The 23,579-nt window shown below is 36.1% G+C and carries 28 protein-coding genes and 1 pseudogene; 23 read left to right on the top strand and 6 right to left on the bottom strand.

Translation table 11 applies throughout. From position 1 onward, the window contains the following. The first annotated feature begins 91 nt into the window (after positions 1-91). The 5 genes from CEF18_RS11680 (at position 92) to CEF18_RS11655 (ending at position 5,714) form a co-directional block, all read left to right on the top strand. A complete protein-coding gene (locus tag CEF18_RS11680) occupies positions 92-922 on the top strand; it encodes a DUF92 domain-containing protein (RefSeq protein ID WP_110936636.1) in 831 nt (276 codons plus the stop codon). Positions 923-949: 27 nt separating this feature from the next. Further along, positions 950-1,972, top strand: coding sequence for a ThiF family adenylyltransferase (locus tag CEF18_RS11675; protein ID WP_110936635.1), 1,023 nt, complete (start codon positions 950-952; stop codon positions 1,970-1,972). Between the two features lie 74 nt (positions 1,973-2,046). Further along, a complete protein-coding gene (locus CEF18_RS11670; RefSeq protein WP_110936634.1) occupies positions 2,047-3,003 on the top strand; it encodes an L-lactate dehydrogenase in 957 nt (318 codons plus the stop codon). A gap of 384 nt (positions 3,004-3,387) precedes the next feature. Next, positions 3,388-4,119: an HAD family hydrolase gene (locus tag CEF18_RS11660; RefSeq protein WP_110936632.1), complete on the top strand. Its 732-nt coding sequence runs from the start codon at positions 3,388-3,390 to the stop codon at positions 4,117-4,119. Between the two features lie 17 nt (positions 4,120-4,136). Then, complete coding sequence (locus CEF18_RS11655) at positions 4,137-5,714, top strand: rhomboid family intramembrane serine protease (protein WP_183040885.1); 1,578 nt, start codon at positions 4,137-4,139, stop codon at positions 5,712-5,714. A gap of 14 nt (positions 5,715-5,728) precedes the next feature. Here the strand turns inward: CEF18_RS11655 and CEF18_RS11650 are convergent, their stop codons facing one another. Next, positions 5,729-6,631, bottom strand: a complete 903-nt coding sequence (locus tag CEF18_RS11650) for a hypothetical protein (RefSeq protein WP_110936630.1) — start codon at positions 6,629-6,631, stop codon at positions 5,729-5,731. Positions 6,632-6,779: 148 nt separating this feature from the next. Between CEF18_RS11650 and CEF18_RS11645 the strand changes: the two genes are divergently transcribed. Next, complete coding sequence (locus CEF18_RS11645) at positions 6,780-8,237, top strand: spore germination protein (RefSeq protein ID WP_110936629.1); 1,458 nt, start codon at positions 6,780-6,782, stop codon at positions 8,235-8,237. 38 nt (positions 8,238-8,275) lie between these two features. Here the strand turns inward: CEF18_RS11645 and CEF18_RS11640 are convergent, their stop codons facing one another. Then, positions 8,276-8,668: a YueI family protein gene (locus CEF18_RS11640; protein WP_110936628.1), complete on the bottom strand. Its 393-nt coding sequence runs from the start codon at positions 8,666-8,668 to the stop codon at positions 8,276-8,278. Positions 8,669-8,816: 148 nt separating this feature from the next. On the opposite strand from CEF18_RS11640, the gene CEF18_RS11635 reads away from it, so the two are divergent. The 5 genes from CEF18_RS11635 (at position 8,817) to CEF18_RS11615 (ending at position 12,578) form a co-directional block, all read left to right on the top strand. Then, complete coding sequence (locus tag CEF18_RS11635; protein WP_110936627.1) at positions 8,817-9,329, top strand: hypothetical protein; 513 nt, start codon at positions 8,817-8,819, stop codon at positions 9,327-9,329. A 48-nt stretch (positions 9,330-9,377) separates the two neighbouring features. Continuing rightward, entirely contained in the window at positions 9,378-9,557 is a 180-nt protein-coding gene (locus tag CEF18_RS11630; protein ID WP_110936626.1) for a YqgQ family protein, read from the top strand. A gap of 80 nt (positions 9,558-9,637) precedes the next feature. Further along, positions 9,638-10,606: an ROK family glucokinase gene (locus CEF18_RS11625; protein ID WP_110936625.1), complete on the top strand. Its 969-nt coding sequence runs from the start codon at positions 9,638-9,640 to the stop codon at positions 10,604-10,606. A 316-nt stretch (positions 10,607-10,922) separates the two neighbouring features. After that, positions 10,923-11,492: a hypothetical protein gene (locus tag CEF18_RS11620; RefSeq protein WP_110936624.1), complete on the top strand. Its 570-nt coding sequence runs from the start codon at positions 10,923-10,925 to the stop codon at positions 11,490-11,492. A 33-nt stretch (positions 11,493-11,525) separates the two neighbouring features. Further along, positions 11,526-12,578, top strand: coding sequence for an MTH1187 family thiamine-binding protein (locus tag CEF18_RS11615; protein ID WP_110936623.1), 1,053 nt, complete (start codon positions 11,526-11,528; stop codon positions 12,576-12,578). Positions 12,579-12,727: 149 nt separating this feature from the next. On the opposite strand, the gene CEF18_RS11610 is transcribed toward CEF18_RS11615, so the two are convergent. Continuing rightward, a complete protein-coding gene (locus CEF18_RS11610; RefSeq protein ID WP_110936622.1) occupies positions 12,728-12,907 on the bottom strand; it encodes a DUF2759 domain-containing protein in 180 nt (59 codons plus the stop codon). A gap of 288 nt (positions 12,908-13,195) precedes the next feature. On the opposite strand from CEF18_RS11610, the gene CEF18_RS11605 reads away from it, so the two are divergent. Together CEF18_RS11605 and CEF18_RS11600 are read left to right on the top strand one after the other, a co-directional pair. Further along, positions 13,196-13,837, top strand: a complete 642-nt coding sequence (locus CEF18_RS11605) for an MBL fold metallo-hydrolase (protein ID WP_110936621.1) — start codon at positions 13,196-13,198, stop codon at positions 13,835-13,837. A 103-nt stretch (positions 13,838-13,940) separates the two neighbouring features. Further along, positions 13,941-15,077, top strand: coding sequence for a class I SAM-dependent methyltransferase (locus CEF18_RS11600; protein WP_110936620.1), 1,137 nt, complete (start codon positions 13,941-13,943; stop codon positions 15,075-15,077). A gap of 42 nt (positions 15,078-15,119) precedes the next feature. Here the strand turns inward: CEF18_RS11600 and CEF18_RS11595 are convergent, their stop codons facing one another. Then, the gene (locus tag CEF18_RS11595) at positions 15,120-15,362 is read right to left on the bottom strand and encodes a DUF2626 domain-containing protein (RefSeq protein ID WP_110936619.1); all 243 of its coding nucleotides are present in this window, start codon (positions 15,360-15,362) and stop codon (positions 15,120-15,122) included. Positions 15,363-15,511: 149 nt separating this feature from the next. Continuing rightward, a pseudogene (locus CEF18_RS11590) lies at positions 15,512-16,221 on the bottom strand (helix-turn-helix transcriptional regulator). Between the two features lie 250 nt (positions 16,222-16,471). Here CEF18_RS11590 and CEF18_RS11585 point away from each other — a divergent pair. The 3 genes from CEF18_RS11585 to comGB all read left to right on the top strand — a co-directional run bounded on the left by CEF18_RS11585 (position 16,472) and on the right by comGB (position 19,462). Then, complete coding sequence (locus tag CEF18_RS11585) at positions 16,472-16,963, top strand: YtxH domain-containing protein (protein ID WP_110936618.1); 492 nt, start codon at positions 16,472-16,474, stop codon at positions 16,961-16,963. Positions 16,964-17,372: 409 nt separating this feature from the next. Beyond that, positions 17,373-18,443, top strand: a complete 1,071-nt coding sequence (gene comGA / locus CEF18_RS11580; protein ID WP_110936617.1) for a competence type IV pilus ATPase ComGA — start codon at positions 17,373-17,375, stop codon at positions 18,441-18,443. Then, positions 18,440-19,462 (top strand): competence type IV pilus assembly protein ComGB, encoded by a 1,023-nt coding sequence (gene comGB / locus CEF18_RS11575; protein WP_110936616.1) that lies wholly within the window; start codon positions 18,440-18,442, stop codon positions 19,460-19,462. Before comGA ends, comGB begins: the two co-directional genes overlap by 4 nt. A 75-nt stretch (positions 19,463-19,537) precedes the next feature. Here the strand turns inward: comGB and CEF18_RS25915 are convergent, their stop codons facing one another. Beyond that, positions 19,538-19,693: a hypothetical protein gene (locus tag CEF18_RS25915; RefSeq protein ID WP_183040886.1), complete on the bottom strand. Its 156-nt coding sequence runs from the start codon at positions 19,691-19,693 to the stop codon at positions 19,538-19,540. A 137-nt stretch (positions 19,694-19,830) separates the two neighbouring features. On the opposite strand from CEF18_RS25915, the gene comGC reads away from it, so the two are divergent. The 7 genes from comGC (at position 19,831) to CEF18_RS11545 (ending at position 23,516) form a co-directional block, all read left to right on the top strand. Beyond that, on the top strand, positions 19,831-20,148 hold the full coding sequence (gene comGC, locus CEF18_RS11570; protein WP_110936615.1) for a competence type IV pilus major pilin ComGC: 318 nt from the start codon (positions 19,831-19,833) through the stop codon (positions 20,146-20,148). Positions 20,149-20,153: 5 nt separating this feature from the next. Beyond that, positions 20,154-20,597 carry a competence type IV pilus minor pilin ComGD gene (comGD, locus tag CEF18_RS11565; RefSeq protein ID WP_110936614.1) on the top strand — a complete coding sequence of 148 codons (444 nt, stop codon included), beginning with the start codon at positions 20,154-20,156 and terminating at the stop codon, positions 20,595-20,597. Next, positions 20,584-20,928 (top strand): hypothetical protein, encoded by a 345-nt coding sequence (locus CEF18_RS25910; RefSeq protein ID WP_147421959.1) that lies wholly within the window; start codon positions 20,584-20,586, stop codon positions 20,926-20,928. Before comGD ends, CEF18_RS25910 begins: the two co-directional genes overlap by 14 nt. Next, the gene (gene comGF, locus CEF18_RS11560) at positions 20,888-21,385 is read left to right on the top strand and encodes a competence type IV pilus minor pilin ComGF (RefSeq protein ID WP_183040888.1); all 498 of its coding nucleotides are present in this window, start codon (positions 20,888-20,890) and stop codon (positions 21,383-21,385) included. Before CEF18_RS25910 ends, comGF begins: the two co-directional genes overlap by 41 nt. After that, positions 21,382-21,762, top strand: a complete 381-nt coding sequence (gene comGG, locus CEF18_RS11555) for a competence type IV pilus minor pilin ComGG (RefSeq protein ID WP_110936612.1) — start codon at positions 21,382-21,384, stop codon at positions 21,760-21,762. The genes comGF and comGG overlap by 4 nt, the downstream gene beginning before the upstream one ends. Positions 21,763-21,848: 86 nt before the next feature. Next, positions 21,849-22,052, top strand: a complete 204-nt coding sequence (locus CEF18_RS11550) for a YqzE family protein (RefSeq protein WP_110936611.1) — start codon at positions 21,849-21,851, stop codon at positions 22,050-22,052. A 339-nt stretch (positions 22,053-22,391) separates the two neighbouring features. After that, a complete protein-coding gene (locus CEF18_RS11545; RefSeq protein WP_110937675.1) occupies positions 22,392-23,516 on the top strand; it encodes an RNA-guided endonuclease InsQ/TnpB family protein in 1,125 nt (374 codons plus the stop codon). The last annotated feature ends 63 nt before the right edge of the window (positions 23,517-23,579 follow it).

Below are 23,579 nucleotides of genomic sequence, written 5' to 3'. Positions count from 1 at the left end.
GTTGAATTTTATAAAAGTACTCAGCCGCCTAGAGGGATTTTAAATACACATGTTTTAATACATAGCCAAACTACGAAGGAAGTGACTTGTATTGCCACCTTCTCAAACTATCCAATTTTTTTTTATTACCGGTGTATGTCTACTTGCTATTATTTCCTATAAAAAGAAATCGTTAAATCGGAGCGGAGCTTTTGCAAGTGTTTTGATTGGGGCAATTATTTCGTTGGGGCTTTCCTTGTATGGATTAGTATTGTTAGCTAGCTTTTTTCTAACTTCGACAATCTTAGGTAAAAAAATTGAAGGACGACAAAATACGGGAAGAAATTCAATACCCTTTGAGGAAAAGGGGGAGACTCGAGATGCTTCTCAAGTATTTGCAAACGGTGGTGTGTCAGCAATTCTAGCTCTTTTGTTTTTAATCACAAAAGAAACGTTTCTTATCACGGCCTTTATTGGTTCATTAGCAGCCGCAACAAGTGATACATGGGCCTCCACTATCGGTAAAACGAGTAAACAAACTCCGAGGGTGATTTTTACTAATAGGAAAGTCTTAGTTGGACAATCGGGAGGAACAACTGCTTTAGGAAACATCGCTGGAATACTGGGAAGTACGGTTATTGTTATCATCGCCTTTAGCATGCAGGGAATGATTGTTGACTTTTTCTTTCCATGGTGGATAGCTCTATTCCTTATTTTTGCAGGTTATTTAGGTCAGGTAATTGACGCAATGGCTGGTTCAAAGTTCCAAGGGCTGTATAAATGCAGAACGTGTGGAGAACTAACAGAAAGAAGGAGACACTGCGATCAAGCCACCATTTTAGTAAAAGGTTATTCATGGATAACAAATGATCGTGTGAATGATTTATGTACACTGTCAGGTGCGGTTATTGGTGGAATAATTGGGTACATTTATTTTTTATAAAGATTAATGAATCGAGGAGGTCGTCGTATGGAAGCTTCTTGGGAAAGGTATTCTAGGCAAATCCTATTTAAGCCTATCGGTGAAGAAGGTCAAAGAAAACTGGGCGATTCCAAAGTCCTTATAGTTGGGATGGGAGCTTTAGGAACAGTTGTTGCAAATCATCTTGCACGTTCAGGGATCGGCCACCTTATTTTTTGTGATCGGGATTATGTGGAGCTTAGTAATCTCCAACGTCAAATGTTGTTTGATGAGGAAGATGTTGCAAACTATTTACCAAAAGCTGTAGCCGCAGAAAAGAAACTTAAAAAGCTAAATAGTTCTATAAAGATAGAAGGATATGTGTCCGATGTTTCTACTGAAAATATCGAGGATTATACGCAAGATGTTGATGTCATCATCGATGGCACCGATAACTTTCAAACAAGATACCTGATGAACGACGTTGCGTATAAGAAAGGAATACCGTTCATATATGGCGGAGCAGTAAGTTCACGGGGGATGGGTGCTGTTTTTATTCCTGGTAAAACAGCCTGTTTACGATGCATGTTCCCCACGAATGACACGGCAGGGCAAACTTGTGATACGATTGGCGTTCTTTCTCCGGTAGTCGATATCGTTGCAAGCCTTCAGGCGTTGGCTTGCTTAAAATTACTATCTGGAAACGATGATCAAGTTGCTCAAGTATTGACGACGTTTGATATATGGAAAAATAACGAATTCACGATGAAAATGGGCAAGGCTAAAGTTAAATGTCCAACTTGCCAGTTAAAGACATTTCCAAGTCTAGAAGCTAGAAATGTAGATAATATAACGACTTTATGTGGCCGTGAAACCGTACAAATTAATCACACCCCTGGATTTGATTTGAACGAGTGGGAAGGAATACTGAGAAGATCATCGAAGAAACTTAAAAAGACGCCCTTTTTATTAAGAGCCGAACTTCATGAAGGCGAAACTTTAGTGTTATTTCCAGACGGAAGAACGCTTATTCAAGGGACAGAAGACACTACCAGAGCGACTTCCCTTTTTACTAAATACATTGGAATGTGATAAAACCATCTTGCGGATTAGTTAGAAGTAGTGTACGTTTTTATAAGAGACTTAAACTGTGATGGAGGTTCAAGATGATTTCAGCAAGTAAGACGTCAAAAGTAGTTGTTATTGGAACAGGGTTGGTAGGATCTAGCTATGCATTTTCCCTTATCAATCAAAATATTACCGATGAATTGGTTTTAATTGATTTAAATAAGAATAAAACAGAGGGCGACGCCATGGATTTAAATCATGGAATCCCTTTTGGTGCACCAACAACTATTTGGGCAGGAGATTACAGTGACTGTAAGGATGCTGATATTGTAGTTATTACAGCTGGAGCAAATCAAAAACCCGGTGAAACGAGATTAGATTTAATTGAAAAGAACGTTGCTATATTCAAAACTATCGTTGCATCGGTGATGAGCAGTGGTTTTAATGGAATATTTATTGTAGCCACTAACCCTGTTGATGTACTGGCATACGCAACATGGAAATTTTCAGGGCTGCCGATGGAACGGGTAATCGGGTCTGGAACAATTTTAGACACTGCACGATTTCGATTTCTGTTAAGCGAATATTTCCAATTAGATTTTAGAAATATTCATGGCTATATCATCGGTGAGCACGGAGACACGGAATTACCAGTCTGGAGTCAAACTAGAATCGGTTCAGAGCCGATTGAAAGATATATGTCTAAATACAAACAAGCGGGAACACAACAAGATTTAGATGAAATATTTATAAATGTCCGCGATGCCGCTTATCATATAATCGAGCGGAAGGGTGCTACACATTATGCGATTGCGATGGGTTTAGCGCGATTAACAAAAGCAATACTTCGCAATGAGCGTTCTATTTTGACGATTTCAACCTTAATGCAAGGAGAATATGGGTTAAATGATCTTTATATTGGCGTTCCTGCTATTGTAAGTAACCAAGGAATCGAACGTATCGTGGAGATAGACTTGAACGAGGAAGAAACGAAACAGTTGCATCATTCTGCGAAGGTTTTAAACGATGCCATAAACGTAATACGTAATCCATAAAAAGTTTACGATGACGGTAAATTAATTTTTTATTCAGATGCTTCTTCGGATAAAATAAGTGCTTTTGAATCACGCTATGTATTAAAGGAGTGTGATTGCAGAATGAGATTTGTTGGAAGCATAATGGTAGCATTGTTAGTATATGTATTATGGAAGAAAAGGTATAGAGTTTTGAATATGTTTCTGAAAAGGCGTTGGTTACGAGTATTAGCCGTCTCTTGGATGATGCGTATTCCATTTGTTCGAGAAAAAATGATGTTTCAGACCTTACATTGAATCCCAGGCAACTGGGGTTTTTTGTTTGCATAAATATGGAGAGGGAAATATAAGATAATATAGGTTCGCACAGTATTTTGATATCATATAGTCAGAGGTGAAGTTTGCATGAAATGGAAAGGAATCGCGTTTGATTTAGATAATACATTATTCAGTCATGAAAAAGCATTTAAACAAGCAATAGAAGAGTGCTATTTAACATACTTGGGTAAACATGTCCTAAAAAAAGAGCATGTCCCTTATCAACAATTTTTCCCTGTCTTCAAACAAAACAGCGATAGTTTTTGGGGGAAATTCGAAAAAAAAGAAGTTAGTGGGGATGAATATCGACGTTTAAGGTTTAATGAATCGATGAAATTTTTAAAGTTGCCCTATGGTGATGAGTTAGCGGATGAATTTCACGCATATTACTATAATATTATAGATGAATACAGTGAACCATTTACGGGGCTGCATGAATTATTGTCGTATATTGATAAGAAAGGAATACCAATGGCTATTATCACTAATGGCACTACGGATACACAATATAAAAAAGTGGAGAAAATCGGAGCGAATAAATGGATCCCCTCTGGCAATATCATTGTCTCAGAAGAGGTAGGATATTCTAAACCAGCAAGAGAAATCTTTCGAATAGCAGAAAAAAGGCTAGGATTAGCAGCAGAAGAAATGCTGTTTATTGGTGATTCGTGGGATCATGATGTGAAAGGCGCGATACAAGCTGGCTGGGAAGTCATCTATCTAAATTCGCGGGAAGAAGTTTCGTGTAAGGATGTCCATCCGTATGCGGAAGTTAAAACAATGGAAGAATGCAAGCGGGAAATCATGAACATGTTCTAAGAGAGGAGGGCTTGAAAATGGACAGAAATGAACTCTCTATTCGATTTTGGGAATCCATTCATCATCTTGTTAATCGAGAAGGGATGAGGGTTGTTTACATAAGTAACAATAACGAAGAAGTATGGTTGGAAGACGATCGCAAAAAGCCTTATCAGATTATTAAATTAACCCAAAGAGATTTTGATTGGAGTAATCACTTAAGACGCAGTATTGCTAGAACATTTGAGTACTCAAAAGAGATAAGCAAAAAACTTAATCTTCGACAAGCAAATGTGGTAAATGTTATTCTCTCGATTCATACTCCCGTGGATGATTATGAGAGCATTGTACAAAAGGCATTGCCTTTAACGGCAGGGGGAAAAAATCAATTTCGAACGATCCTTATTCCGATCAAAGAATTACAGGATAAAATGTTCCCTCTCGCAACCGAATGGGATCTAAGTGAGATGCCTCGTTACATAAATTTGGATTATATAGATGAAGACAGACAAGATGAGTTACTAGTATCGCTCAAGCAATCAGTAAAGCAGTCTTTAAAAAAGAGAGAGGAAAAAGAAAGGAATTTATTTCTTCACGGGAAACCGCTTTTTACGTTTTTGCTTTTAGGAATCATTTTAGCTATTTTTGCCTTTGTCGAAATGCGTGGGTCCACAACCAGTACAGTAACACTTATTGAGTTTGGTGCGAAATTTGACCCTTTGATCCTTGAAGGAGAATGGTGGCGTTTATTTAATGCCATGTTTTTACATATCGGTTTTTTGCACTTATTTATGAATTCACTCGCACTTTTTTATCTCGGTGGCGCTGTCGAACGAATTTTTGGTACAGGACGTTTTGTGATTATATATTTTATAGCAGGATTTATAGGTTCTGCGTCAAGTTTTATGTTTAACGATAATGTGTCAGCAGGAGCTAGTGGTGCAATTTTCGGCTGTTTTGGGGCGTTGCTGTATTTCGGTGTAAATCATAAGCGGTTGTTTTTTCGAACAATGGGTATGAATGTGATTGTTATATTGATCATAAATTTAGGATTCGGATTTCTCGTTCCGATGGTAGATAATGGTGCTCATATTGGAGGTCTGATTGGTGGATTTTTAGCTTCCGCAATAGTAGGACTTCCAAAGCACAAGAAAAATATTTTTCAAGCGATATCACTCGTGGTGACGATAATAACGGCAACAATACTACTTTGGATTGGATACCAACAGGAGACGGATTCTGAACAAATATCTATGATATATTACCAGGTTGGACAGGAATATATTGAAGCAGAAAATTACGAAAAGGCACTTCCTTACTTGGAGATGGGGGTGTCAAATGAGAATCAACCGGATAAGGAATCAGAGGCGAACGGGCATTTCTTATTATCGTACGTTATGATTAAATTGGACGATTATGAAAACGCAGAGAAACAACTTCTTCTTGCAATTGAACTCATACCGACCTTCCATGAGGCCTACTATAATTTAGCACTTGTCTATTCTGAAAACGGTCAAATAAATGAGGCATTAGAAATGGTTGAGAAAGCAGTGGAGTTAAATCCAGATAATGAAGATTACCAGAACCTGCAGGATGAATTAAAGCAATTACTTTAATTCATCCTGGGTTATCAGCTGTCTAATTTTTGAATTAATTGCAGTAATTGCTGTTTGGTCCCATCGTTAGTTTCATATAGCAGCAAAAGGTGAGTGCCGTCTTTATGCAGTAAAATATGAGGAATACTATTTCCTAATGGAGAGTAAGTCTCTTCTGTGAACGTGTTTATTCCTAATACATAGTAGCGGTATAAATTTTCCCATATTCGTCCAAGCGATGCATATGTTTCTTTTTCCGTAAGACCTGGCAAAGCAACCTCCTTATATTGAGGCAAGTCAAGAAGTGTAAAAGCATGATAATAATCACCATTAATTTGAAACTCTTCTAATAATCCTTCTAATTCATAAGTAAGCTGTTGCGTTAAAATACTATCCAATATTTCTTTGTCCTTCTCATCATTTTTGTCTGCTGGTTCATGAAAGGAATGAAGCAGTGAGAAAGGGGAATCCTCGACATATAATCGATCTGAACTCCACGTGTACTTACTGTTTATTTGTTCGTTTGAATAATGAGTCTCTGCATGATGAAAAGTGATCGAGTCAAATCTCCCACTGTCTTCCCCATCATATGTCCCTACCTCTTCAATAAACAACTGATCCTTTAACGATTGTTTCATGGCATGGACAAATGTTCCATTTTCAAACAAAAGGGACATATCTTTTCGCAGGAATGCGGGTTTATTCGTTTCCGATGCAAATGCGATGTTCAGTACATATTCATCATCATCCTTCTTATTCAATAACTCAATAGATGACTTTGCATGTTTGAAAAAGACAGTTTCGTCTTCCGGAAAGAAAATAAATGCTTCTTTGTTTTGTGTCCAACTTGAAAAGGCAGGAAGGGAAATGAGAAGCAGTGCGATTCCAAATGAAATAAATACAATCTTATAAAAATGCTTATTTATTTTTTTTATCATTCTATCCCTCCTCTAAGACAAGTCCACCTACTTTTTATTATGAAAACATAGCAATAATTATGCTTCATAGATTTGAGATTGTTGCGATAGTTCTTGCATGATGTGGAATAAAGTAGGTGAAGCTATTGTCTAGGAGGTGAAGATAGTAATGACGTTAAATAAAAAGCTAGCTTCTCGCAGTTATGATAAGAACGTTGCTTATTTAAAAGAAGAGCTTGCGGTTGATAAAAGTTTTGATTTAATCCTGCTGGAACTTGAGTTTCATGGATTACGGATGGCGATATTTGTAGTAGATGCTTTTGCTAAGGATATGTCATTAACTCAGATCCAGCGTGAATTAAGTAAATTGAAAGCAGAAGACCTCACAGGCGATGTCGTAAAAACTTTAGTAAAATCAAAAATTCCATATATTGAATTGGAAACAGAAACAGATTTAAATGAAATTGTCATTCAAGTACTTTCGGGTCCTGCAGCTCTGGTTGTCGATGGGTCTAGTGAAGTAATTTTAATAGATACAAGGGAATATCCTATTAGAGGACCAGAAGAGCCTGACACGGAGCAAGTAATTCGAGGTGCTCGGGATGGATTCGTTGAAACGGTTGTTTTTAATACGGGTCTTATTAGAAGAAGAGTTAGAGATAAATCCTTACGCAATGAATATATACGAGTAGGTGTCAGATCGCATACAGATATGTGTATCACTTATATGGAAGACTTGGCGGATGCGAAACTTGTTAAATACATACGCACTGCCTTGGAAAAAATAGAGACCGATGGCTTACCAATGGGAGACAAAACGTTAGAGGAGTTTATCTTTGGGCAGCACATGAATCCATATCCCCTTGTACGTTATACGGAAAGGCCGGATGTTGCAGCGAGTCATCTGTTTGAAGGCCATGTACTTATCGTTGTAGACGGTTCACCTAGTGTGATTATTTCACCAACAACATTCTGGCATCACTTGCAGCATGCTGAAGAGTATCGACAAAAGCCGGTTATAGGAAGTGCGTTAAGGCTAGTAAGGTTTCTGGCAGTGTGGGTTTCTATTTTTCTGCTACCGTTATGGTATTTATTAGCTAAAAATCCCAACCTTCTTCCTGCTCAATTGGACTACATCGGAATAGAGGATGCTGGAAGGTTACCTTTAATCATCCAGTTTTTGATAGCAGAATCAGGAATTGAAATGTTAAGAATGGCTGCTATACACACCCCGTCAGCACTGGCAACAGCACTTGGACTAGTTGCAGCGATATTAATTGGCGAGGTAGCTATAGAAGTTGGACTGTTTTCCTACGAAGTAGTCTTATATTTAGCGGTATCTGTTGTAGGCTCTTTTGCAACACCAAGTTATGAAATGGGACTGGCGAATCGCTTAGTAAGAGTAATGTTATTGATTATTGTGTCTGTCTTTAATGTTCCTGGATTTGTATTTGGGATTGCCATGCTATTGATCCTGTTAACATCCATGCGTGTTTTTGAGACTCCTTATTTTTGGCCATTTATTCCTTTTCAGTGGAAGGGAGCCAGAGACGTTATACTTCGTGCACCAATGCCACTTAAGAATAGACGACCTAGAGCCATTCATCCAGCAGATCCTGATAGATAGAATAGAAAGAAAAAATAAGATCGGGCGAATGCCCGATCTTATTTCATATCATCTTGATACAACTCGTCGTCAATAAACATATTACTTTCTTGATTTATCGCATGATCAGCTGCTAGAACAATTCCTACTGGTGTATCGTGACCGTCATTGATAATGGTGAAAGGAATAGAGTGTTTATTTGCCAATTGAATATAATTACTGTAAAACTGGTAACTCAACCGACCATTTAAATATAAATGAGCATTCTTTTTCTCTTTCATTATCTTTTCAGCTTCTGGATAGAATCCCTGATGTCTCACTTGTGAATGTGTTAAATAAAGATAAATTCTTTCTGCAATTGTAGTTAAAAATAGTTTGCGTTCCTCGGGTCGAATTTCAGGTTTCCCGTAAATACCTTGTTTTAGAATTTCATCTAATTTATCATTAGCCATTCTATTTCCCTCTTTCTGTCAGAAATCATCACAAAAAATTAATTTACTGTAGTTGTAAGTATACCAACGGAAAGGTTGTTCAACAACTCAATTGTTTGTCCTTAAATTCATCTTCTTTTCATATCCTTTCCAGAGGAGGTGTTACAGAATGATGAATTTTTTAATTGTAATGACAGGTATTTTTCTTGCAGGGCTATCAATTGGGACGATGCCTGCTTTAAACGCAAGACTTTCCTTTCCTTTTATTTATATTTTTCTTTTGACTATTACTATTTTACCTTTAATAATTGGAATTATTATTGGAGCAGCGTTTTTTTACTGGTTACCAATTTTCTTTATGAAAATTGGTTTGTTTTTATTTGTATTATTGGTTATTGTCTATTTCTTTAAAGCGTATCACCCATCCTTTGGTTATTTTCCTTACCAAGGACACCAACACTGGATTATCATTTCTCTTTTTTATCTTCTTTTAGGGATTGAATTTGCTGCATATGGCTTTTCAGCATGGTTTTTGTTATTGGTTATTCCATGGGCTGCAGGAGGCATGTTTGCTGGATTTATCCTTATGAATAAATTACTCATTCATTTTCGTTTTCTAAAACTGATTCATTTCGTTCCTATTTTTCTTTTTATCGTCCTTGCTTTTCTAAAACTGGTATAATAAGAAAAGTGAAAATAACGTTTGGACATGGTAAAAGGAGATCTTTTAATGACCTACTTTGAGTTACTGCAGTTTTTGAAGACGTATCAGACGTTTATTTACACAGGAGACCGCCAAGCAGATTTAGATTTAATGGAAGAAGAAATAAAAGAATTAAACAGACTTGGGATGATAGAGAAAGATTTCTTTATAAAGGCTTTATTAGTTATTCGAAAAGAAAGACATTAAGGTCTCCTGGCCAACTTCTTTTTTTATAGTCCGATAAATAAGAACTATCTTTTGTAAAAATGTTAAAAAGGATGATTGAAATGAATAAAAATGTATTCGTGGGAGTAGACATTGGTGGAACAACAGTTAAGTTGGCATTTATTGATGAAATAGGGACAATTCAACATAAGTGGGAGATAAAAACGGCTCGTGAAGAGGCAGGAAAATATATTTTACGTGATGTCTCTGAATCAATTTTAACTCAGGCCAAGGAACTTGGATTTAAGAAAAGTCAACTTCTTGCTGTTGGCGTTGGTGCGCCAGGTTATATAGATGTAGAAAATGGAGTTATCATTGAGGCTGTCAACTTGGGATGGAAGAACTATCCTATTCAAAAGGAATTAGAAGATCGGTTGCAACTACCAGCAGTGATAGATAATGATGCGAATGTCGCAGCCGCCGGGGAAAAGTGGAAAGGTGCTGGAAACGGAGCAGATAATCTGTTAGCAATTACACTCGGGACAGGAGTAGGAGGCGGTGTTATTGCTGGCGGAGAGATTGTTCATGGAGAAATAGGAATGGCTGGAGAGATTGGTCATATCACTTCAGTAAAAAGTGGCGGGGCTTCTTGCAATTGTGGAAAAACAGGTTGTCTGGAAACGGTCGCTTCTGCGACAGGTATTGCGAGGCTGGCAATGGAATCAGTGCATACAAAGCCTCAAGGATATTTAAAACGTATCTTAGATGAACATGGAAACGTCTCTGCGAAAGATGTGTTTGATGGAGCGAATCAAGGTGATGAGCTGTCACTAAGTATCGTGAGGGATTCGACAGAACATTTAGGGTTTGCAATGGCTAATTTAGCAAATGCTCTTAATCCGGAAATAATTGTGATTGGTGGAGGTGTATCGAGAGCCGGTACACTATTAGTTAATTACATAAGGCAGTCCTTTGATAAATATGCGATTCCACTTATCGCAAAATCTACCACAATAAAGATTGCAACTCTAGGAAATGATGCAGGAGTAATTGGAGCGGCATGGCTTGCGAAACAAAAAAGTGCTCACTAAATTAGTATATAAACCTTAATAATAACTTTAAAACATCTAACTATTAGTTGGTTAATGGTTGATTAAGAGGTTGTGATACAAAGTTAAAAACCACTTTGTATCACAACCTTCTTTAACTTGAGAGTTAAGAATTTTAAAGTATTATATGCAAATGGAGATCAAAATTAAATGAATACTCTACTTCGTGAAGTTGCTTAGACAGATGAGGGGATTTATAATAGATTTACGTACAATAAAAACGCTATGCGTTATTCTTAAGTGTTAAACAACTCTTACGCAACTTATCATTTTAGGAGATCAAGAAAGGAAGTTTGAAATGAAAGGGAATGCAATTGTAATTATCCTGCCTGTTGTCGTGATGATTGGTCTTTTTTTGTTTGGTTATATGAGCATTTCTCAAAAGGAAAGTATTACAAATGAAGATTTACAACAGTTAATCACTATAACAGCAACTGAAATGAATGAAAATACAGTTGAGGTTAACTGGCAATGGGGAGACTTTCCTGAAGAAGGAATTCAAGGAAACGATTATATTGAATTGTTTTTAAGTGAAGGAGAAAAAAACTTGAACTCTGTCATAGAAAGAATTGAAGTTAGTTTATGGCAAGGTAATCAAATTGTTTACGAAAGTACCGAGTTTTTTTTATCTGATAAAGGAATTGTTATACCCATTCCAAATGAAATGCAAGACGAACAAATTTTAGGTCCGTCCGGGCAAGTTACTTTACACTTCCCTGAATATGTAAATGTAGCAACTGAGTTACGGTGGAGGTACTACCATACATGGGAGGAACATACGATTAACGAAGATAATGGCATAAACATGGAAGACCGTTTTATAGATGAGCAAATACAAAGCTATTGGTCCGTAATAGGTAATTTATAAAATGTGGCTTTACGAAAGGAGTCTCATTTTTAAATGGTTAAGGGACTGTCGTTTCAAAAAGGAATAATATTTATTGGAAATAAATATATTGCTTGTTCGTATGATCATAAAGAAAAAATAGAAACATGGATAAAGCCTGCTTCGCCTAAAAATATGTTGTACATTAGCTGGTTGGTCTTTAAAGCAATGCCTGTTTGGTATCATATATGTTTCTTTTTGTGGGGACTTTTAATTATTCTTCCTTATGTAATGAATGCATTTGGAATGGACAGAGTATATGGTTTACCAGTCTATAGTTTAATCTATTTTTTATTAGGAACACATTTTTGGTTTCCTAAAGAATTGAAAAAATATCATGGAGCTGAACACAAAGTGTTTAGCTATAATGGTGTTATTTCGGTAAGAAAACGAAAAGAAATTACTGAGGCAACAATAACGAATAGATTTTGCTCTACTAATGGTATTTTACTTTTCTTCCTGCTAGTCCCTTGTTTAACCGTAGGATTAAAGCTTATTAGCGTTCCCGACGTTTTGCAATGGGGAACGGTCTCGGCTCTTGTCGTGTTTCCGTTCGCAACATACTGGCTTAATAGGACAAGGGAAATGAAAGTACATCGATTCTTTCTGAAAATGTCCTATTGGCTTCAAAGAAATATTACAACGGAACAACCAGAAGAAAAGCATGTAAAAACCGCGATACGCTCTTATCGAAGATTAGCTATGAAAGAATTCCCTGGAAAATTACGACTAAGGAAAACGAAGAAAGGAGAGAAGAAAATGGCTATTGCAGATGTGACGATTATGCCCTTGGGCTCAAAATCAACAAGTATGTCAGATGTTGTTGCTAAGATTCAGCAACTGTTAGAAGAGACGTCTTTACCTATTAAATATGAATTAACTTCGATGAGTACAATTATTGAAGGGGAGACGAAGGATATATTTCAGATTTTGCAAGAAATTCAAGAGGTTCCTTTTAGCATGGGGCATCAACGAGTTGCGGTGAATATAAGGATAGACGAAAGACGAGATAAACCTTCCTCTATGCAAGGTAAAATAGCTTCGGTTAATGAAAAAAGAGAGGAATAAAGGAGTATTAGAACGTAGGAATTCTTTTTATAGGTGGCTTTGTTTTAAACTCGAATCTGCTCGAGAAGGACGCTTTCCGCGAGGCAATAAATAAAAACCGAGCTTCTGGCAAATGCCCGAATGCTCGGTTTTTGAGTATAAGTTTCGGATTAAACTGTTCCGCCACTACTGATAATCACTGAAATGAGTGTTCGAACAGAGAACCAACCAAAAACAGCGAATGAAATTGCTGCAAATCCGACACCGAAAAAGTTTTTAACTTTTAATTGGCTTATTAATCCCAATAAAGAAAATATCGCAACTAAAAGAGTGATAATTCCTAATACCATCTTTTTTCCTCCTTTAACGTAATAAATATGGAATATCTTATGTAGAATTGATCCATTTTATCCTGTTACCTATTCTTCGCTTCACAAACATAAGTTCACTTATATTTTACTTTTTTTTTATGAATTTGTCGAGTATATGAAAGAAATACACTGATAAAATTGAGGGAATCGTAAAAGTAAGAAGACTACTTTTAATTCTTTAGTTCTTCCCTGTCGGAAGACTGCTTTTAAACGGATATAATAACGTAGTACAATAAGAAGATATAATATTGGAAGGGGAAATAATACATGAACTGGAAACGTATCTCATTAGGACCTTTACAAACAAATGGCTTTGTCATTTACAATGAATCTAAGGAAGCTTTAATGATTGATCCAGGTGGGGATGAGGACAAGTTATTCACATTGCTGGCAGAGGAAGACTTAACTATCCTAGCGATATTGTTAACTCATGCTCATTTTGATCATATTGGAGGAGTAGAAGCAGTACGTGAGAAATATAAATGCCCTGTATACGTTCATGAGAAAGAAAAAGAATGGCTTTCACAACCTGAACTTAATGGATCGGGATTGTTTCAAGGAATAGAGTCAGTAGTCGCCAATAAAGCTGAAAAAACATTTATGAAACAAGGTATATTAGAGATTGGCAGTTTTAAGTGTGAACTTTTGGAAACTCCAGGTCACTCTCCTGGAAGTGTATCTTTTTACTTTCCAAAGGAAAAGATAATTTTTTCAGGGGACGTATTGTTCCGTGGAGGTGTTGGCAGAACCGATCTTCCAGGAGGGAGTCATGACGTGTTGATGGAAACTATTCGCGACAAAATGCTAACACTACCTGACGATACAATCGTAGCAAACGGGCATGGTCCCGAAACAACAATTACTGAAGAAAAAGAAACAAACCCTTTTATTAACGGATTCGGTTGGTAGGTAGAAAAGCGGAACCGACTGATCATAAGACTAAAAAAACTGGTTTTTCATTTAAAGCTTCAATACCATATCAAGGCTAAATAATGTAGTAGGGGGCTTTTAAATGACTAAATTCATACAGAAGTTAGAAAGTTTTTCATCGCCTCCATGGACCTATGCTAAATTTATGAGTGTAGCACTTTACGATCGAGACGTGGGATATTATTCGAATAATAGAATTAAACTAGGGAAATATGGAGACTTTTATACAAGTAATCATGTGCATCCAGTTTTTTCTCAATCATTTGCAATGACATTTCTGGACATAGTGGAAAAAGAAAAACTGCCTTTAGCCATTTGTGAGTTCGGAGCCGGAGACGGTTCCTTTGCTCGCAATACATTAACTTATATTAAAGATAACTCCCTAGAAGATGTTACTTATCTAATCGTTGAATCTAGTAGTTATCATCGTGAAATTTTAAGACAACAATTAGCACAATTCCCGGATAGCGTGAAAATATTCGCCTCGATGGAACAGATGCTGAGTGAGTTTACTAGTTTCCAAGGGATTATTTTCTCTAATGAGTTTCTTGATGCCATGCCTATTCATTTGATTAAGCAAACAAGACAATCCTTGTATGAGATTCAAGTTGAATTAAATGAAGATGGAGCGCTTGTAGAGAAGGAAATAATTTGTGAAAATCCACAAATACTTCATTGGATAGATAGATACGGTCCCCAACTGCCTGAATACTACCGGACGGAAATAAATCTGGTGATGAAAACGTGGATAGAAAAAATAGCTAGTTGGCTCCGCAAAGGAGTAATTTTTACAGTGGATTATGGATATGAGAACAGTGAATTACTGCTTCCAGAAAGAAAGGATGGTTCTATCAGGGGATATAAACAACATAAGATGGTCCGGAACCCTTTGGAAAATCCGGGTGAAATGGATATCACTTCTCATGTTCAGTGGGATGCTTTCCGACTGATTACTGAGGAGGTGGGATTAACTGAAGTGATGCATGTGAGACAAGATAAGTTTCTAGTTAAAGCAGGCCTCTTTTCTTTGCTAGAAACTTCAGCTGATGGAACATTAAATCCTTTTTCAGATCAATTTAAAAGAAATCAAGCTATTCAAGCATTTGTCCACCCTGGAGGGATTAGTGCAGCTTTTCAGGTAAATATTCAAGAGAAAGGATTGGAGAAACAGCTCGATTATGCTTTGAATAAACAAGATTCTTATAAAATAGAAGAATAAAATAAAACCCCGTTCGGGTCATCCGACGAGGTTCAGGAAGTCTTAATGTCCAAATGAAGGTTGCATAATGAACGTTGTGTAATAAGTAAAACCAACAAAAAATACTGTTAAGTACGCACCGAAGATGTAAATATAAACTCTTTCTGTTAACTTTAAATAACTAACTGCAACAAATATGCCTGTCTGTGCAAAAAATAAAATGGCGGCTGAATGCATATCTCCAACCATGAAAAGCACAGCGAAAATACCAGTCCAAAAACCTAAAACTCTAAACATGCGATCCAAGACTTATCCCTCCTTATGTCAAATAGAACTATTATGAACGTATGTAGGTTCACCCTATTATAAATCGAACATCGTTTTTTGTAAACAATCTATAGGAATCAATTTTAGGGAACCTTTTAATATATAGTTACATTTACGTTATAATAATTTTATTGTTTGTCTAAAATGATAGTTGTATACGCACATGCCTTTTGGTTTTTCTCAAGCATAGTTGATTTTTCAGTAATGTGAATATCTGCGAAAAAATAACTGAATATACCATAGATAAGTGCATGGTGCATTTGGCATACTGCATTATTTTTAGGCGCTAGCTCCTTAAAAGTACAATTAAAAATCCGGAAAACCAGTTCACTCGTGTCTTCATTAAAATGAATTTCTGGATTCAAGCCTTGATTTAGGGCAATGTTTTCAATGAAATTAATTTTTTTGTGGTATTCATTAGATCTATATTTTCATCGAAACTCAAAACAAAGTCACGTGCAACTTCAAATCCAAAACGGTGACCTGTGTCTACCAATGCCTTCTCTCCTGCTTCACCTAGAGAAGACAAATAATTGATAGCAATTTCCGCTAATCGTTGATAATCTCTGTAAGGAAATTGTAGACTGACTAGTTCATCAGAAAGTTGATAAGAACGGCTTGGACGACCACTTTCGCCAGTTTTTTTCGTGCAAGATACTAGCATGTTAACGTCTTCCAGCTTGGTTAAGTGAAGACGGGCAACATTTGGATGGATATGAAAACTTTCAGCAATTTCCTGGACAGTGACTTCACAATGAAGACGAGCGATAAACTGATAAATTGAAAATCTAGTTGGATCTGAAAGGACGCCAGTAATTTTGAGAGTTTGCTCAACCATGACAAATTCACTCCTCACTTCATTTAAACTTTCGTCTAAGTATATTATAATACAGAGGAGTATATTATAATGGTCATTATAGATAAAGATGTGACTAATTTAGTAAAGTTTTTTGACTGTCTTTTTTTGTTTAAGGAAGAGCATAGGAAATTAGTGGTATGAAATTAGAGGTTTATTTCCTTCTAAAAGAAGGAATAAGATATATAGCCTAGAATCATTACATAATATAAACTAAGGGAGGAAGATGATTATGAGTAAGATGGATACAAAAGATTTTGCAATAGGTGCTATTATTGGAGGTATTGTTGGGGCTTCAGCTGCAATGCTTTTAGCTCCCAAGTCCGGAAGTGAATTACGGTCGGACATTAATGATAAAGCAACAGTTGCTAAGGATTTAACAGTAGAGTTTTCAACTGCAGCTAAGGAAAAAGGTACCGAATATAGTCAATTTGCTAAAGAGAAATCCGATGAGTGGACACAACTTGCTAAAGAAAAGTCAGATAATATTTCTAAGTTAGCAAAAGATTCTTGGGAAAGAGTTGCTGACAAAACAACTAGTGTTACAGAGAAAGCTAGTGATATGGGTGACGATTTAGCGTCGGATGTAAAAGAGATTATGGAAACGGAAAAAACTGAAGGTAAAAAATTGGCAGATCAAGTTGTAAAAGAAATTGAAGATACAAAAGAGCGAATTCAAAATGATGTTAATGAACTTAAAGAAAATGAAAATAAAGACCAATAAAAATAAAAAAGATGTACCAAATGGTCACTTATGACAAATTGGTACATCTTTTTTTTATACTAAAATTTTCCGGTTTTTAGAGATTGTTGCTTGTTTGGAAAATCCGCGGTATGGTGGAGGTAATTCTTCTAAACAACCTACGAGATAACAAAGTAACTAATTAAATAAAAAGATTAGTTTATCTTAAAAAAATTATTTAATAATAAAGAAGGAATTAATCATTTTGTGTCGAATGTATGTTTTACAGGGTTAAGAATTTATAAAATTAGCAGCTACCTTCACGCCGCGCGTATCAAGGGAAACCCACCCCTGATACTTAAAAGATGGCGGTGGAAGCTGACGCTGTATTTAACAAAAGACGGCTATGCCGTTTTTCTCAGAAAACTTGAAAAGGATGTGGTAAGAACTGATGGATATTGAACAGAAAACAAGAAAGATTGTCGAGCGAGCTCTTCAATATGGTGCTTCAGACATTCATGTAGTCCCCGATAAACTAGGAGGAATGTTACGGTTTCGAGTAGATGGGCGATTAGTGGATATGGAAACAATGCCAGAAATATTTATGAAGAGAATGATTTCACACTTGAAATTTGTATCCGGTATGGATATCGGTGAGAGACGTCGACCCCAAAATCAAGGATTAGAGTTAATCGTTAACAATCAAAAGGTATTTATGAGACTCTCAACATTTCCATCCTCTGCTATGGAAAGTTTGGTTATCCGCTTGTTCCCCCTTGAAAGTGAAAAAGAAATACTTCAATTATCCTTATTTCCAACTCAAACGAAAGAGCTACTAGAACTAATGAAAGTAAAACAAGGATTAATTATCCTATGTGGTCCTACCGGGGCTGGAAAAACAACCACTCTATATTCATTACTCACAAAAAGAGTCAAAGAATCCCATGAAAATATTATTACGCTTGAAGATCCGGTAGAGCAGAAACAAACTAATTTTTTGCAAATGGAGATTAATGAAAAGGCAGGAATAACATATGCCAGTGGATTAAAAAGCCTGTTAAGACATGATCCCGATCTAATTATGTTAGGTGAGATTAGAGACCCTGAAACTGCAAAAATGGCGATACGGGCGTCACTTTCTGGTCATTTAGTGGTAACAACATTACATAGCAGTTCGACGACGGGGGCTTTAAAGAGGCTTTTGGATTTAGGAGTCAGTCTTACAGATTTAGAGGAAACACTCCATGGAATTGTGGCACAACGACTAGTGGATTTGATGTGTCCATATTGTGGAGAGGAATGTCAAATTTATTGCCGTAAAAGACGAAAACGACGAAGGGGGGCGATTTATGAATTACTTGTTGATGATGAACTGAAAACAGCGATGAGAATATTAGGCACTGAAGGGGAATTGACTGTACCGCGATTAAAATTAAATAGTTGGCTAAGAAAAGGAATATCTCTGGGATATCTTCCTGCAGCCGAATGGACGCGGCGAGGGAAAGGTGGATATGAAACGTGAAAAAAGCATTTCGTCATGATGGTGAGCGTGGAGACTTTTTATTTCAACTATCAGCTTTGTTAAAGGAAGGTTATGCACTCTCTGAAACAATTCAATTATATACGGCTTTTACAGCAGGAAGTAAAAAAGAATGGCTGGAAGGACTATATGGCCAGTTGATAGTCGGAGAAAGTTTTTCTGACCAACTTTTAGATGCATCATTTTCAAAAGAACTAGTCAGTTATTTGTTGTTTATTGAACGTTTTGGGGATTTCCAAAAAGGATTATTGCAAGCATCTGTTATTTTAAAGAAACGCCATGATTTAAAACAAAAGACAAAAAAAATCTTACATTATCCTTGTTTTCTATTTTTGGGTTTTGTTATGTTAGGATCCTTGATGATAGAAGGTGTGCTGCCCAGATTTGAAACTTTTTTTGAAACAATGGATCAAGAGCTACCATTAATGACTAAAGTATTATTAATTTTTTCCGAATGGGTAAAAATACCGCTGATTCTGGTAATAGCTCTGAGTATATTTTTATTAATTTATTGGCTACGACGTAAACCTCTACTAGAACAAGTTCAAACTCTGCTTAAAGTCCCCTTGCTTAATAATTACTTGAGACACCTCTTAACATATTATTTAACTTCCCAATTAGCGCCGATGTTAAAGAATGGTCTTTCATTACACGATGCTTTGAGAATGATAGAAAAAGATTCTTATTTAGATTTTTTTAGATATGATGCTCAAGCAATCTCTTTTGGACTTCAAGCTGGTGAATCATTCCCAGAATTGATACAGAAAAAGAATGTCTATCTAGATCAATTATCCTCCGTTATTGCGCTTGGAGAATCGAAAGGACGATTAGGAGACGAATTAGAGCGCTTTTCCACATTTTTATTTCAACACATGCATGAGAAAATGTTCCGTTATATAGGTTATTTTCAACCAATATTCTTATGTGTGATCGGGGTTATGATCCTATTCTTATTCCTGTCTATGATGTTACCTATTTTTTCAATCCTTGAAGGTTGGTGAGAAAATATAAAATTCTACTTACAATCCACGTAAAATTATCTAAAGTACAGCAAAAAACCCTGCAAATGCAAGGCCTCATGTTTCTCTGTTCGCTTTTTGAAAATCCTCTAAAGACTGTTTTTTACTGAACCAGTATATGAAATCCTTTTCCTTTTGTGTTAACAATCTTCCTAATTCTAACGTTATTGTTTTTGTGTGAGCCTCGGCTATGTGTTTAGACAGTGCTGACAAAAAAATACCTCCCTATATCAATTAACTCACGTATATGAATCCTATCTACGAATTATACCCGAACTGTAAAATAATTAATAGAAAATTTCGATATTCTTTTCGATATCTTTACAAACAATATAAAGGATGTGAATGAGATGAAAAAAATTATCCGAACTTTAAAATCAGAAAGTGCTTTTACTCTTATTGAAATGATGATTGTGTTAGTAATTATTTCAATATTACTATTAATCGTTTTACCAAATTTAACGAAGAATCAGGAAATGGCGAGTAATAAAGGTTGTGACGCAACAATTGAGCTTCTTAAAACACAAGTTGTTGCTTATGAAATTGAACACAATAAACGTCCAACGTCATTAAACGATCTACAAACCGAGAACTATGTAAAGAGTGTAACTTGCCCTGATGGTACTAGTCTAACATTAAATGGTGACGAAATTACGAGAGATGAATAGGTGAAATGGTATATAATTCGATGAAAAATGGTTTTACATTCATAGAAATGCTCATTGTCTTAGTGATTATATCGCTTTTACTTTTAATAAGCTTGCCAACTTTTCAAGGAGCTATGGAGGAAACTGAATTTGAGTATTTCCTAAAGGAAATGGAACAAGATCTTCATTACTACCAAATGTATGCCATGACAAATGGAAAGGGCATTCGCTTTAATTTTGCAACCGATGGTTCAACTTATCAAGTCATGGACGGGTTAAATGTCTTATTTAAAAAAGAAACTCCTGATGGAACAGCCTTTCTACCTCGAACTTTATTGTTAAATGAATTAAGATTTCTACCTAATGGAAATATTTCGAAAGCTGGAATAATTGAGATTCAGTTTAATGATGAAAGGTGCCATCTAATTTTTCAACTAGTTCGAGGGAGGTTCTATTTTGAAAAATTCTAGTAAGGGATTTCTGCTTTATGAGGGAATGATCGCACTTCTGATTCTGATGGTAATTACGATTTGTTTTCTTCCTTATTTTGTTATTGTTCAACACGAGAGATTAACAATTAGAGAACAGCAAGAGGCGATGATGCTATTGCAAGAATTTGCATTTCTCCATATGTATGAGGATGCCTCAATTTTTCCATCTCAAATAACCAGTGAGAAGCAAGAATATACGCTCTTGGTTACTTCATCGTACTATGGTAACGCTAAAGATCTTTGTCTTTCTTGGGAGGGGAGTAATCATCGTGAGCAAAATTGGTGTATTTCAACGCCAAATAAGGAATAAAAGTGGTTTTACATTGATTGGTACGTTGATTAGTCTAAGTATTTTTCTGCTAATAGTATCTCTAGTCCCTCCTATTTCCGGATTGTGGGCGGATACAATACCAGATCAGAACTCGTTTTCTTATGAGGAATTCGTAATTTTCACTACTCAACTGCAAGTAGACTTTAGAAAAAGTACAGTTTTCTCATTAAATAACCAAAGCAACAAAATTTACTTTGACCGTCCTGAAGATCAAAATATTGTACATTATGAACAGTATCAAGATAAAATCCGTCGTCAGGTAAGTGAGGGGGGGCATGAAGTTTTTTTACAGCGAATCAACTCCTTTCATGTTCAGGAGATACCATATGGAGTGGTCATTGAAATTGAGGCAAATGAAAATACGTATAAAAAAGTTTTAACTCATCCGTCTACATATATACCGATGGTTACTTATGAAGAGGGGGAAGAACAGTGAACGAAAGAGGTTTTTCACTCTTCCTTGTATTAATGATTCTTTCTTTATCGTCAATGTTATTTATTCATTTTTTGGTGTTATATGAGAATGAAAAAAGATTTCTAGAGATGGAGCAAGATCAGTATAGAATGGAGCAGTTAATTTTCAATGGCGTGGTGGAGATTCAGAAACAGATTGATGAAGTTGAGCAAGTAACACTAATGAAAGGCGAACTTTCTTATTTAGAGGGGGTGGTAAAGTATGAAATAGAAGGAAGCAACTCAAATATGGAAATTATACTTGAAGTAATTACTATCAGAAGTCGACAAAAAAGGGTGAAGTATAATTATGATAAGAATACTAAAAATATTAGCGGCTGGATAGAAGGAAATATTTAAAAACACTTGTATTAGATGCCTCAGTAAGAATAAAATGTTTGAAGTTCGTCTATCCTAAGCTAAGTATGGATAGAGAGGAAAATTCGATGAAAACTAATGATTACGTAAAGTACATGACAGAGCAATTGGTTTCGTATGTTGATCAACCAAGAGATGTACGCAAAGCGATAAAAGCGGAAAAAAAAGAATACAAAGCTCCCATGTCATTTCGATTATTTGGGTTGATACCCATCGCTTTCAGTATAGCTAAAGAACGGAGAAGAAGCATCAAGAGTGAAAAACACTCATGATGCTTTTTTTAATAGGTATGAAAATATAAGATGACAGCTCTCTTTACGTCACACGTATAAAGGGAACCACATCCTTCTTTCGAGCACCTACACGAAGTACAGAAGTGTTTTTTGGGGTGGCGAAAGCTCACGCTGTAGTTAAGAAAATAAGTGGATTTTGATTAATTTAACGATCTATAGCCAGAAGTCTCCTTCCTCAAAAATTTGGTAGAATTTTAGGTGGGAGATAAATGGCTCTTTTTTATCTTTTTCCCAGAAAATAAAAAAGAAAAAACAAAGACAAATAGACAGTGGTTTGGTAAAATAAACCTACGAACAAATGTTTGGAGGTGGCTTGATATGACCAAAAAGAACAAGGCATTCAAATTTCGTTTATACCCATCAATTGCACAACTTCACTTAGTGAAGAAAACATTTGGTTGTGTACGTTTTACGTACAACAAAATGCTGAAAGATAGAATGGATACGTATGAGAGATTCAAGGATAACAAAGAGATGTTGTTGAAACAAAAGCACCCGACTCCAGCTAAATACAAAACGGATTATCCGTTTCTGAAAGAAGTGGATAGTCTTTCTTTAGCGAATGCTCAAATGAACTTAGATAAAGCGTATAAATCTTTCTTCAAAAAGAATACCAAGTTTCCAACATTCAAAAGCAAGAAACATAAGCAATCCTATACGACCAATCTTGTGAATGGAAATATAGAAATTTTGGATGGTCATATCAAGTTGCCTAAATTGAAATGGGTAAAGTTAACGCAACATAGAGACATTCCAGAAACACATCGTTTGAAGTCTGTTACCATCTCGATGACTGGTTCTGGGAAAATCTACGCTTCGATTCTAACGGAATTTGAAGAAGCAACGAAACCAGTTGAACCAAATAACGTTGTTGGACTTGATTTTTCTATGAGTGAATTGTACGTGACAAGCGATGGTGAGAAAGGCAATTACCCTCGATTTTATCGTCAATCTCTTGAAAAACTAGCGAAAGAACAGCGAGTTTTGTCACGCCGTAAAAAGGGTTCGAATCGTTGGTACAAACAGAAACGGAAAGTGGCAAAGTTACAAGAAAAAACGACTCATCAACGTCGTGATTTCCTTCATAAAAAGAGTTATGCGTTGGCAAATAAGTACGATGCTGTCGCTATCGAAGACCTTGATATGAAAGGCATGTCTAAGTCTCTTACATTCGGGAAAAGCGTATCTGATAATGGTTGGGGTAGGTTTACAACTTTCTTACAATACAAGTTCGAAGACCATGGGAAGTCATTTGTCAAAATTGACAAATGGTTCCCTTCTTCGAAGATGTGTTCCGAATGTGGGGAAGTGAAAGAAACGCTATTTCTTTCAGAAAGGACTTATACATGTTCATGTGGGAACGAATCTGACCGTGACGAAAATGCGGCAAAGAATATTAAAAACGAAGGAAAAAGACTCCTTTCTGAAACAAAAATAGCCTAAATAATAGATGGAGCCGCTGGTTCAGCGGGGATAGCTCGGTCAATTTGGGTGGCTAATAAAAGC

This window comes from Salipaludibacillus neizhouensis, assembly GCF_002886185.1.
Lineage (GTDB): Bacteria > Bacillota > Bacilli > Bacillales > Salisediminibacteriaceae > Salipaludibacillus > Salipaludibacillus neizhouensis.
This window is presented reverse-complemented; position numbering and strand designations above follow the sequence as displayed.